The sequence below is a fragment of the Fictibacillus iocasae genome (assembly GCF_042665465.1).
Lineage (GTDB): Bacteria > Bacillota > Bacilli > Bacillales > Fictibacillaceae > Fictibacillus > Fictibacillus iocasae.
This window is the reverse complement of record NZ_JBHTCP010000002.1, coordinates 112,011-123,989: the sequence shown is the minus strand read 5'-3', so window position 1 is coordinate 123,989 and position 11,979 is coordinate 112,011. Positions and strand designations below refer to the sequence as shown.

The window sequence follows — 11,979 nt, the reverse complement described above, 5'->3', positions numbered from 1 at the left end:
CCTATTCACTCGTATCGCGCAGCCACTTACGCTGTGCAATCGAAAGCAAAAGCACAATGATAAAAAATAAAATAGCTAACGCGGAAGAATAACCAACATCACGAAATTTGAATCCTGTCTCATACACCATAAAAACAAGCGTTTTCGTTGAGTCAAGCGGTCCTCCCTGAGTCATGACGAATGGCTGTATGAACAGCTTGGTTGCCGCAATCATGGTGACGAGCGCAATAAATACAAGAATGTTCCGGATTCCTGGAATAGTAATGTGAATCAGCTGCTGCCAGCTGTTCGCCCCATCGATCGAGGCAGCTTCATATTGATGTTCCGGTATGTCCTGCAGTCCTGCGAGAAAAATCATCATCTGATAACCAGCACCCTGCCAAACACTCATGAAGATGATGGAATACAATGCCTGATCTTTGTCCATCAAATATTGATAAGGGCCCAGTCCGACGATGCCAAGTATTGAGTTGGCAAGTCCCGTATCCGGGTTATAAATGAACGTCCATAGAATGGAAACGATGACCATAGACGTAACGACTGGAGCAAAAAAGGCTACCCGGAAGAATTTGATTCCTTTAAGCTTCTGGTTCACTAAAAGAGCTAAAGCTAACGCCGTCAAAGTTTGCAGAGGAACGACAATCGCGGTGAAGATCGCCGTATTCTTTAAAGATTTAAAAAAAATGGTGTCTTCCGCAAGCCTAGTGTAGTTTTCAAAGCCAACAAATTTACTCAGCTGCGGAGTAAGCAGATAATAGTTGGTGAAGCTGTAATACAGCGCGAGCAGTGCCGGAAGAATTAAAAAAGCAAACAGCAGCACAAGTGCTGGCCCCGCGAACCCCATCCCCGTCCAAAATTGGGATCGGCCCTTGCTTCGTTTGATTCCAGCCATCCCTTTTCTCGTACCCAGCTGTGATGAAGGATTCATTTTCAGACTCCTTTCGATAATTAGAAAACTAGGCTGACACCATGCCTTTACGTCAGCCTTAATTGCACTTTTATTTCATACCTAAACTTTTTGACTGCGTGGCATTCCTTCACTTTTTTAAACGTTATATTGTCTTAAAGTACGTGAAAAGGAGTGGTGTAACGCACTCCTTTCCTTTCTTTTATTTCTTGAACCGCTCCAATTCCCGCTCCGTATCTTCTGTTGCTTTGTCCAGTGCCTTTTTCACATCCTGGCCGAGTGCGGCAGCCTGGAATGCTTCAGCAAACTTAGAAGTCAGTACAGGATAAGCGGGCGTAGAAGGACGGGCAGTTGCGGATTGGAGCACTTGATCTTTGATTACCTTTTTCGGCATCTCATCATATTCTTTCAATTCATTAAAAGCCGATGAACGAGCAGGAGGCATACCTGTTATCTTAGAAATTTCCACAACCGATTCTTTGTTGCTCATCCACTTCACCACTTCTGCTGCTTCTTTTGGATATTTCGATTGGCTGGATACCCCAAATGCCCATGAACCCGACGGTGAAGCGGGTTCTTTCGCGTAAGGAAAATAGGTGATGCCCCAGTCCAAATCTTTATACTCATCAAATCCCGGAATGAGCCACACTCCCCCAAGCATCATCGCTGCACGGCCTTCTTCAAAATCAGCCGGTCCGTTCGACATGGATACAACTTTTTCCTTGAAAAGCTTCTGTACATACTCCAGTGCTTCTACTGATTCTGGCCCGTTCAAATAGCCTTCAGCCTTCTTGCGGTCCTCGCTTAGCAGGTCCCCGCCGTTTGACCAGACAAATACTGAACCCATGTACGTGAACCATTCCCCGACACCGAGATCCATGTGCATCGTTAATCCCTTTGTTTTATCATTCGTTAGCTTTTTGCTATTCTCAAGAAACTCATCCCACGTCCAGGCATCCTCCATTTTCTCAGGCACTTTAATACCTGCTTCACTGAGCAGCTTTTTATTGTAAAACAGCACCACGGAAGATTCCATCGCTCCAAGCGCATAAAGTTTCTTATCATATGTACCCTGCTCGATGATGGATTTTGCAAAATCTTTCTTGTCTTTGTCTGGAATGAACGAATCGATTGGAGCTAAAATTCCAGTAGCTGCATAGTTCCCAACGAAAGGCCCGTCCATATCGAGCACATCCGGTAGGCCATTGGATGTCGCTGCCGCATTGATTTTATCTTCATAGGCATGTCCTGCACCACTTGGAATAATCTTAAGTTCGACATTAATTTTTCCTTTGTATGCGCTGTTAAAATCATCGATTCTCTTCTTATAAAAGTCCACTTCCTTCGGCTGGCCTTGATGTGCCCACATGACTAGCTGCACTTCCCCATCCTTCGTTTTTCCCGAGCCCGTATCATCGTTCGAACAGCCGGCGATTAAGGTGATGACAAGCAGCAAGCAAAGGAAAACCCATCTCTTTTTGTTTTTCATCCTTCTTCCTCCCGGAAATTTTTTTACGTGCACACACGAGAAACATTCCCTAAAAGTTCCAAAAAGAAACCGGTTTCAAATGATCAATTTGTTATACTGATAAAAAAACAATTTTAAAAAAAGCCCTCAAAAGAAGGCTTCTTCACTTCATTCCTTTTCCTTTTGTCAGATGGCATGGTACTCCTTTTCCTAATGCCCCCGGTTCAGACATCTTTTCGATATAGGCGATGCCTCTCGCACACTGAGACTTACAGGAGATGCATGTTTCGCTCGTCACCATTTTAATGGTATGCTGATATTTATTGAAACCGCTGTCTTTCAGGTTGTTCTTTTTTGCATTTTTCTTAGCCACGATAAGCCCTCCCATCTGTTGCTCACATCATATGAAGAGAAATGGGCTTTTGACATTCAATTTAAAAAAACTCTTCTAAAAAAAGCAAAAAAAAGACTACCCGATCAGCAGGTAATCTTCATCATATTTCATTTCCATGTCTACAGCGGAATGAAGGGCCAGCGAGTAAATATACTCACTGTCTTTTCTATCATACGACTGTAAAAATTCTTCAAGAGGCATATGATACTTTTTCCAGATTACATCCATCAGCCAATAGTGGCTGATTTCGAAATACTCGCCGTCAAAACGGTCTACTTTAATTCTGTTACCTGCAACCATCGCCATTACTCCCTTCTAGAGGTCGTGTTCAGCAATAAGGATAACAACGTACAAACCTATTATCGGATATTTTGTCAGAAAAGTCAAATAACTTTCCTTTATTGTACATTCCCGAACATAAAAATGAACATACCTTAAATGGAGAATTCCCATTTTTGCAACTGATTCACCATTATTTTGTATACCTTTCTGTGGATGTTTACCGAATACATGACACGCTAAAAAGTATACTAAGATTACCATTCACCGCCAGACATATGGCCTGCAGCTTTGGTGAGGAAATTCCAAATGCCTTTCATTGTAAAAATATTACAAGATATTGTATGATGGAATGGTTACATTTTCGTTTTCTATTGAGTACATTTGGGGTATATGTTAAAAAAGAGTTAACAAAGGAGTAGTTATGATGAGTTACATTAAACAACATTTTCTGCCGCTGTGTCTCCTGCTCTCTATTCCTTTGCTGAATTTAATTTATGAAGCACTGAACCATGGAGAAAGAGGAGCACGGCAGCTTATTACGACGATTGACCATAGCATTCCTTTTTTAGAAATATTCGTTGTTCCCTACATGCTTTGGTACGCGTTTATCTTTATCATGTTGGTTATTTTCTGTTTGTTCGATAGAAGGATTTATTATAGAACACTGCTTAGCTTTACGACTGGAATGCTGATATGCTATACGGTTTATTTCTTTTTTCAGACGACTGTACCACGCCCAGAGGTTATCAATGAAGGTATACTTACCTCACTCGTCCTTTACGTATATGGTGCAGATCAGCCGTTTAACTGTTTCCCGAGCATCCATGTGTTAAGCAGCTATCTGATGATTATTGCGATGCGCCACAGCAAGCTATGGACGCTCAAGCGGGATATTGCTGTTTCTCTTATATCTTATTCGATTATCCTCTCTACTCTGTTCGTCAAGCAGCATGTCGTACTCGACGTTATCGCTGGCGTTTTGCTTGGCAACCTGCTGTTTAAGCTTTTCTATTTCCTTGAGCCCACAATGGCCTCTGCATTTCTTAAACGGTTTTCTAAAAACAAAAAAGTTACCGAATCATAAAGATGTATACTGTAGTCATTTTCATCTAGTATAAAAGGAGCCGTCATCCCAAGCTTTGGATGACGGCTTTATTTATTTCTAGGCTGTTTGCGTAAACATTGTTGCGTTTAGAATTCGAGAAGAGGCTGATCTCCGTTACAGGTGCACGCTTTCCGCGGGATGAGCGGTGAGCCCCTTCGTCGCACGCGCCATTGAAGGGTCTCACCTTCTAACTCATCCCGCAGGATAAGGAAGGCATCGAAGAAAGACTTCGCACGAAGAAAATGTGATGTTCATTTTCGAGGAGTCCGCACCTTTCACTACGATCAACGAATCAATGAAGTATTCATGTCGATTAAGCTAACGATTTAGAAGAAGTCATTTTATGATAATGCAAGCAATCCTTATAGATATCGTATTGAAGGATGATGTACTACACCTTCTCATGGTCGTTCAGGCATTAGCAATAATCTCTGCGAAAAGATTTTTAAAACGATATGTTCATAATTGTATAAACACTCATAATCGCCATGGCAACTAAGATGATTCCGCCAAACAGTGTAAGCCACCTAGGATGATGATAATTTCCGACAATTGCTTTTTTGTGGGCTGCCACCAGCATGACGCCAAGGCTGATCGGAAGAATCAATCCATTAAGAGCCCCAACTAAGATAAGAAGAGTCACTGGCTTACCGACTGATGCAAATATAGCGGTAGATACTAATATAAAGATAACAATAATCCCTTTTTCATGCTTTTTTATCATGGGGTGCAGCGTCTTAATAAATGAAACAGATGTATAAGCACTGCCGACAACAGAAGTAATGGCTGCCGCCCACATGACGAGTCCAAATAGTTTATAACCTACATTACCTGCAGCTAGCTGAAAGACAGATGCTGGAGGATTATCTGGGTTCAATTGAAGTCCTTGTGAGACAACACCAAAAGCAGCAAGGAACAGCATGATCCGCATGATGGATGCGATTAAAATTCCCGAAACCGCTCCCTTTGTCACTTCCGGAAGGGAAGATTGGCCTTTAATGCCAGCCTCCAATAAACGGTGTCCACCAGCAAATGTGATGTAGCCACCTACCGTCCCCCCAACTAAGGTAACAATGGCAATGATATCGATTTTCTCTGGTACAAACGTGCGATACGCCGCTTCCCCAACTGGAGGACTTGAAGCGAAAGCAACATAAACGGTTAGAGCGATCATTAAGAATCCAAGAATTTGTGTAAAACGATCCATCAGCTTGCCAGCTTCCTTAACAAGGAAGATGCCAATGGCAATAACCGCGCTGACTACCGCCCCCATTACCGGTGTCATCCCAGGAAACAGAACATTCACCCCCAGTCCCGCTCCTCCAATGTTACCAATGTTGAAGGCGAGTCCGCCGATAACAATTAGAATGGCAAGGAACGTTCCTAGTCCCGGGAGGATAATATTTGCGATGTCCTGCGCTCTTTTTTCAGAAACGGCAATGATTCGCCAAATGTTCAGCTGTGCTCCGATATCTAGAATGATGGAAATGAGTATAACAAAACCGAAGCTTGCAAGAAGCTGTTCGGTAAATACGGTCGTTTGTGTCAAAAATCCTGGCCCAATCGCTGAAGTTGCCATCAGGAACGCAGCTCCAAGCAAAACGGACCATTTTCCTGCTGTCTGGCTGTTATCTTTCATTTTTTAAACTCCTTTCTTTGCTGCAGATTGTGGTGAAGTGATTGCGACCTCTTCTTTTATTAGCGCTTCACGCAATTTACGGGCAAACAATAAAGCGTGATCGGCATCTCCGTGTATGCAGATTGTGTCCGCTTGGATAGGAATTACTTTTCCTGTCAATGTTGTTACGGTTCCCTGCTTGATCATCTGGATAACCTGCCGCACTGCAGCCGTATCATCCGTGATGAGCGATCCGTCCTGTGAGCGAGGAGTTAACGTACCGTCTTCCTGGTACGTTCTATCAGCAAATACCTCATGGGAAACAGTTAGCCCCACCCGCTCACCCGCTTTTGTCAGCTCTGATCCTGAAAGGCCGTACAGCAGCAATTCAGGATCAAATGCATGAACAGCGCGGGCGATTTCTTCTGACAGCTGCTCGCTCACCGCCGCCATGTTATACAGTGCTCCGTGCGGCTTTACATGAGATAGCTTGACTCCCTGTGCGCGTGTGAACGCTTCAAGTGCTCCAAGCTGATACAGAGTCAGCTCAAAGGCTTCTCCCTTTAACAAAGCCATATTCCGGCGGCCGAAGCCCTGCAGATCAGGCAGACCAGGGTGTGCGCCCATTTTTACACCCTTATCAGCAGCAAGCGCGACTGTCCTTCGCATCGTCGCATAATCGCCGGCATGAAATCCGCAGGCAATGTTGGCAGAGGTAATATGATTCATGATGTCATCATCGCATCCGAGGACGTACTGGCCGAAGCTTTCACCTAAATCACAGTTTATATCGACACGTTTCATTATGACCAATCCCTCCATTTCAGCTTAGCGGCTGTCTTGATCTGTTCAAACAGCTTGTTCTCCTGCAGCAAAAGCGTCTGGGCTTCCTTTAAAGGAACCTCTTTAAACGTGATGCTGCTATGTGGAGACATTTGTGCCACAATGGGCAGGTCAACGGAGATGACCTGCCCGATTTTCGGATAGCCTCCCGTTGTCTGCCTGTCCGCCATCAAGATGATTGGCTGCCCGTCAGGCGGGATTTGAATCGTGCCAAAAGAAGCAGCCTCTGTAACAAGCTCTCTAGGTTCTACTTTCTCTATTTTTTCACCGTGCAGCCGGTACCCCATCCGGTCTGAATTCGGCAGTACAGTATAGACACCCTGCTCAAACATTTTCTGTGATTCTTCTATAAACCAGCTATATTGCGGGCCTTTTATAAAACGAACCTCCGCATGCTTTGCTGGCCGTTCATTCGCGAGCGGCATCAGTCCCCAGTTCAGCTTTTCTCCTATAGAACATGGCAGCTTACTTTCTAAAAGCTCAAGCACGTCTCCTGAATCAAGCTTCTTCCCTTTATACCCGCCGAATCCTGCTCGCAAATATGTACTTTTGCTGTTCATTTTCTCTTCCAATGCCAAACCACCCTTAACAGCAAGATACGAGCGGCAGCCTTTGCGCAAACCTTTAAACGTTAACTCTGCCCCTTTTGAAACCTGCACTGGCTTCCACATGCCCATACTTTTTCCATCAAGCATCGGATGCAGGTCGCCTCCTGTTACACAGATGATGGCACTGCTGTTAAATTTCAGATGCGGACCAAGAACGGTCATTTCAAGAACCGCCTCATTTTCCTTATTACCGAGAAGAAGATTTGCCATTTTAGCCGAGAAAGCATCCATCACACCGCTCACAATAACCCCGTATTTTTGATACCCTGTTCGGCCAAGATCCTGAACCGTTGTGAGCATGCCGCCTTTTTGAACTGTAATGCTCATCGTTTCTCTCCCCTCACATATTCGTCATAGTCTTCCTTACTGATAGGGTAAAAGTTAACGGTGTCACCAGGGCTGATCAGTACCGGTTCTTCGTTTTCCGGATCAAAAAACTGTAATGGTGTGCGCCCGATAATCTGCCATCCGCCAGGTGTCTCAATCGGATAGACTCCTGTCTGGCTTCCCGCAATACCTACCGACCCTGCAGGAATTTTCTCTCGTGGTGAAGCTTTCCGCGGCATCGCTAGTTTTTCTGGCATACCGCCTAGAAACGGGAATCCTGGAGCAAAACCAAGAAAATAAACATAATAGTCAGCTGAAGTATGCAAGGAGATGATTTCTGAAACGGAAAGGCCAGTGTGCTGTGAAAGAACGTCAAGATCCATAGCAAATGGGGATTCATAGCAAACAGGAATTTTTACGGTTTTCGATAAAGAGGTATGTATGCCTTTAGCCTTTTGCAATGTATCCTTTATGATGACCTTCACTGCTTCATAGGGAAAAGGATCGTTGACTAGAACAGGATCATATTCGACAGCAAGTGTAGAGAATGCCGGAATAAGCTCCTTCATACCTTTAAATGGACTTGCTTCAAGCGCAGCAGCTGCTATTTGTACTTGTTCGTTCATTTCTCTGCTAATCCCACTTCCAAACTGAAGCAGCACAGCAGAATCTCCCAGCGGTGTCATAGTATAGTCCATATATCCATCCCTCCTAATGAAAAGTATTCGCAAAAAACGTCATTTGTTTTAAGGTGCCCCTGCTATTGCCAAAAACTTAGTAAAGAAACATCTAATGAAACTTACATAATCATAAGATTTTTTCAATAATAATACCATGGATGCATTTTACAGCTAGCGTAGTAGATGAAAATCTGTTTGTAAAAATAGATAGTTTTCCTCGTATTTCTCTAAAAAGGCTAGACCAAGTAAAAGAAAAAAAGACTGAATAATGAATTCAGTCTCTTAGCCGTTATCATATCGTTTTATTCTGCAGCCTGTAAACCTGCTTGGTTCAAGAAATGCCATGGTTTGTTGTAGTGTGGCTGAAAGAAGAAATCGACATAGCCGAGGTCTTCCATCGTCATCTCGTTTTGAATGCAGACAGAGAGTGTGTTCATGCTTTGTGTAAGGTCAGCCTTGGACAAGATCTGCGCCCCGACTATTCGTCCTGATTCTTCCTCATAGACGACTTTTAAATGGACCGTTTCATTTTCCGGCATAAAGCCTGGTCTATAGTCGTCATTGATTGTGATACTTTTCACATTCAAATTCATAGCAAGTGCACTCGTTTCTGTCAGCCCTGTTGAGGAGATGTTCATATCGTAAAGCTTTAATCCGGATGTTCCTTGTGTTCCCCTGTATTTCACTCTTCTTCCTTTTAAGTTCTTTGCAGCCAATGTTCCCATCCGCACAGCGTTAGTCGCGAGCGGAATATATTCATGCGTGTGTGTCGGATTATATATCACAGCACAGCTGTCACCCGCAGCGAACACATCCTTCACGCTTGTCTCCATGAATTCGTTCACTTTGATCGCGCCGTTAGGGAGCATATCCACCTGCCCCTTTACAAGATTGGTGTTGGGACGGATGCCGACACAAAGGATAACGAGGTCTGCTGGATGTTCACCTTTTGACGTCCGGACGGCCGAAACCACTCCATTCTTTCCACTAAAGCCGGAAACCATTTCGTCCAATGCAAGAGTTACACCTTTAAGGTGAAGCTGATTCTCGATGACTTCCGTAAACTCCTCGTCTAAATATTTATTTAGAATGCGGTCAGAACTGTCAACAAGTGTCACCTTTTTCCCCGCTTCACTGAACGCCTCTACGAGTTCGATGCCGATATAACCTGCACCGATAACCGAAATGTTCTGTGCACTTTCTGCTTTTTCAATAATGCTTTTGGCATGCTCATAGTTCTTGCAAAGTTCTACGTTCTTTAGATGAATGCCTTCTAATCGCGGCACAATCGGCCATGAGCCAGTTGTGAGAATCAATTTATCATAGGTATCTTCAATGATTTGACTGGTCTCCATGTTCTTGGCAATCAGTTTTTTTTCTGATGTGTTGATCTCCAGCACTTCATGACGCATGTTCATCTTCACACCGATTTGAGATAGCTGCTCGGGTGACGAATAGAACAATTCTTCCGCCTTTTCTACCGTACCGCCTACATACAACGCGATGCCGCATGATAAAAACGATATGTTGTCGTTCTTTTCGTAGACGGTCACTTCAGCTTCTTCATACTGTTTGATGATATTCATAACTGCCGCTGTCCCGGCATGTGTACATCCAATAACGGCTACTTTCATGAGTAATTCCTCCTGTAGGTACGCTTGAGTGTTAGTTATGTGAAATATTTCACATACTTCTTAATTCCATTATATGAACCTCAGTTTCAAATTGCAATAGTTTTATGTGAAGTTTTTCACAAAAAATTTTTTTCATAAGAATACCCATCAGATAAAGGGCTATCTGATAGGCAATTTGTTTATTATTGTGTAAGCGGTTCTGCAGGCACACTGCCGATGGTTATGCTTTCTGTATGTTTAGGTGTTGTACTCTGGCGAAGCCTCATGCTGGCAGACCCGGTGGTTCCGCTTGCAATCTGGACGTTGAGCACTTTTTCTGCGTGACCTGTGCTGTCGGTCGTTAGCGAGAAATTACTGCTGTATTCATACGAAGCAGGCCATGTACCGTTGCTGTTCTACACTTTTGCGACTTGTGTGCCGCTTCCGTTATAGATGCCAAGATTATAGTTCCCAACGCAAAAGCTTCCATATTCACACAAGCAAATTGCTAAGCCAATGTTTCAAGGACCTTTGGCGGAGATCCAACAACTTTCTTTAAACAGACATATTGCTTGCACAACGGCAATAAAATGAATGTGGGAAGGAGTTGATCAATTTTGTCAGAAAACCTGGAACAGGAACATACAGATCAAGAAGAGCTAGATCGCGCAGGGCAAATGCATTCGCTGTGCAAGCAGTGCGTGTCTTATCATGTACTGGCTAAAACAAAAGACGGACAGCAAGTAGAAGGCATTATCACGAACGTCGACAGACAGAATGTGACCATGATGATTCCTCAAGATATGGAGCCGCAGGACACACAGTCTCAGGGGCAGTCTACTCGTGAGGGCCGCCCTTATTGGGGACCGCGATACCGCCGTTGGTATCCTAGGATTTATCCGCTCGCAGCATTGACCGCTCTGTCACTGTTTCCATATTATCCGCCATATCCGTATCCACCCTATCCCTATCCGTATCCGTATCCCTACTATTGATGGCAAAAAGCCTGATTTCCTCAGGCTTTTTTTCATGCGCCGACTATCATTATGTTTTCTTCTTTTATGTCGGGGAATAATGGAAGATGACCGAATAAAGGAGGAAAACAAACATGGCTAAAATTCTTGTGCCTTATTACAGCTCATACGGCCACATTTATAAGATGGCTCTAGCAGTGGCTGAAGGGGCAAAAAGTGTGGACGGATGCGAAGTGAAAGTCGTCAAAATACCTGAGTTTGAGGTGACAAAGCAGTTCATGAGCCAGCAGGAGGCTTATGTAAAAGCTCAGGAGCAGCAGGAGGATATCCCAGAAGCTACTACAGAAGACTTAGAATGGGCAGACGGGATCATTTGGGGCATACCGACTCGATATGGCATGATGCCTGCGCAAATGAAGCAGTTCCTTGATTCTGCAGGCGGACTTTGGGCGAAGGGTGCACTAGAAGGGAAAGCAACGGCTGTTTTCTCGAGTACCGCGACCATCCACGGCGGCCAGGAATCTACAGCCATTACCACATTTGTGCCGCTTATGCATTTTGGCATGATATTTGTCGGTCTTCCTTATGGAGAGAATCAGGAGATGAACACATCAGATTCAATCGGCGGATCACCTTACTCTGCATCCACCATCGCGGGCAGTGACGGAAGCTTGCAGCCGCAGGACGCAGAACTGAAAATGGCCTCTCGTCTTGGTGCGCGCGTGGCTAAAGTTTCCTCAGCATTAAAAGGGAAATTATAAATCCTGTATTGAAAAAGCCGCGGCATGCAGCCTGTCAACTGACATCTGCTTGCCGCGGCTTTTGTTTGTTATTGTACGTTCTTCACGTCATAGCCTTGATCTTCAATGGCTTCTTTTAGTGTGTCTGCCGTAATCGCACTGTTGCTGTATTCTGCCATAACTGTTTTTTCTTCTAGACTGACATTGACTTTCTCCACACCGATCTCTTCCAGTGCTTTTGTTACCGCCATTTTGCAATGATTGCATGTCATACCTTCTACTATTAGTGTTTTCTTTTCCATTTTTATTCTTCCTCTCTTTTGTTTAGGATTTTAAACTTCTCAATGAAGAATTCAAAGATGATTATGATAAAAGAATTTGTGAGATGACGTACAAGCAATCCACAGAGTCAATCCGGCA

Annotated in this window: 13 protein-coding genes; 3 read left to right on the top strand and 10 right to left on the bottom strand. The window is 44.0% G+C overall.

Going from position 1 to position 11,979, the window contains the following annotated elements; all coding sequences use genetic code 11:
* Nucleotide 1: 1 nt before the first annotated feature.
* From ACFQPF_RS00500 to ACFQPF_RS00485, 4 genes are all read right to left on the bottom strand, one after another.
* On the bottom strand, nucleotides 2-928 hold the full coding sequence (locus tag ACFQPF_RS00500; protein WP_379744888.1) for a carbohydrate ABC transporter permease: 927 nt from the start codon (nucleotides 926-928) through the stop codon (nucleotides 2-4).
* A gap of 181 nt (nucleotides 929-1,109) precedes the next feature.
* Nucleotides 1,110-2,396: an ABC transporter substrate-binding protein gene (locus ACFQPF_RS00495; protein ID WP_379744885.1), complete on the bottom strand. Its 1,287-nt coding sequence runs from the start codon at nucleotides 2,394-2,396 to the stop codon at nucleotides 1,110-1,112.
* Between the two features lie 142 nt (nucleotides 2,397-2,538).
* On the bottom strand, nucleotides 2,539-2,748 hold the full coding sequence (locus tag ACFQPF_RS00490) for a hypothetical protein (RefSeq protein WP_379744882.1): 210 nt from the start codon (nucleotides 2,746-2,748) through the stop codon (nucleotides 2,539-2,541).
* Between the two features lie 96 nt (nucleotides 2,749-2,844).
* Nucleotides 2,845-3,069 (bottom strand): hypothetical protein, encoded by a 225-nt coding sequence (locus tag ACFQPF_RS00485; RefSeq protein WP_379744879.1) that lies wholly within the window; start codon nucleotides 3,067-3,069, stop codon nucleotides 2,845-2,847.
* A gap of 403 nt (nucleotides 3,070-3,472) precedes the next feature.
* On the opposite strand from ACFQPF_RS00485, the gene ACFQPF_RS00480 reads away from it, so the two are divergent.
* Nucleotides 3,473-4,135, top strand: a complete 663-nt coding sequence (locus ACFQPF_RS00480; protein ID WP_379744876.1) for a phosphatase PAP2 family protein — start codon at nucleotides 3,473-3,475, stop codon at nucleotides 4,133-4,135.
* Nucleotides 4,136-4,601: 466 nt separating this feature from the next.
* Here ACFQPF_RS00480 and ACFQPF_RS00475 read toward each other — a convergent pair whose 3' ends face one another.
* From ACFQPF_RS00475 to ACFQPF_RS00455, 5 genes are all read right to left on the bottom strand, one after another.
* Nucleotides 4,602-5,795: an NRAMP family divalent metal transporter gene (locus ACFQPF_RS00475; protein WP_379744873.1), complete on the bottom strand. Its 1,194-nt coding sequence runs from the start codon at nucleotides 5,793-5,795 to the stop codon at nucleotides 4,602-4,604.
* A gap of 3 nt (nucleotides 5,796-5,798) precedes the next feature.
* Entirely contained in the window at nucleotides 5,799-6,578 is a 780-nt protein-coding gene (locus ACFQPF_RS00470; protein WP_379744870.1) for a LamB/YcsF family protein, read from the bottom strand.
* Nucleotides 6,578-7,552 (bottom strand): 5-oxoprolinase subunit C family protein, encoded by a 975-nt coding sequence (locus ACFQPF_RS00465; protein ID WP_379744867.1) that lies wholly within the window; start codon nucleotides 7,550-7,552, stop codon nucleotides 6,578-6,580. The genes ACFQPF_RS00470 and ACFQPF_RS00465 overlap by 1 nt, the downstream gene beginning before the upstream one ends.
* Nucleotides 7,549-8,250 (bottom strand): 5-oxoprolinase subunit PxpB, encoded by a 702-nt coding sequence (pxpB, locus tag ACFQPF_RS00460; RefSeq protein WP_379744864.1) that lies wholly within the window; start codon nucleotides 8,248-8,250, stop codon nucleotides 7,549-7,551. Before pxpB ends, ACFQPF_RS00465 begins: the two co-directional genes overlap by 4 nt.
* 284 nt (nucleotides 8,251-8,534) lie before the next feature.
* Entirely contained in the window at nucleotides 8,535-9,866 is a 1,332-nt protein-coding gene (locus ACFQPF_RS00455; RefSeq protein ID WP_379744861.1) for an FAD-dependent oxidoreductase, read from the bottom strand.
* A 596-nt stretch (nucleotides 9,867-10,462) separates the two neighbouring features.
* Here ACFQPF_RS00455 and ACFQPF_RS00450 point away from each other — a divergent pair.
* Nucleotides 10,463-10,840, top strand: coding sequence for a hypothetical protein (locus ACFQPF_RS00450; RefSeq protein WP_379744858.1), 378 nt, complete (start codon nucleotides 10,463-10,465; stop codon nucleotides 10,838-10,840).
* A 113-nt stretch (nucleotides 10,841-10,953) separates the two neighbouring features.
* Entirely contained in the window at nucleotides 10,954-11,580 is a 627-nt protein-coding gene (wrbA, locus tag ACFQPF_RS00445) for an NAD(P)H:quinone oxidoreductase (protein ID WP_379744855.1), read from the top strand.
* Between the two features lie 68 nt (nucleotides 11,581-11,648).
* Here the strand turns inward: wrbA and ACFQPF_RS00440 are convergent, their stop codons facing one another.
* The gene (locus ACFQPF_RS00440; protein WP_379744852.1) at nucleotides 11,649-11,861 is read right to left on the bottom strand and encodes a copper ion binding protein; all 213 of its coding nucleotides are present in this window, start codon (nucleotides 11,859-11,861) and stop codon (nucleotides 11,649-11,651) included.
* Between the last annotated feature and the right edge of the window lie 118 nt (nucleotides 11,862-11,979).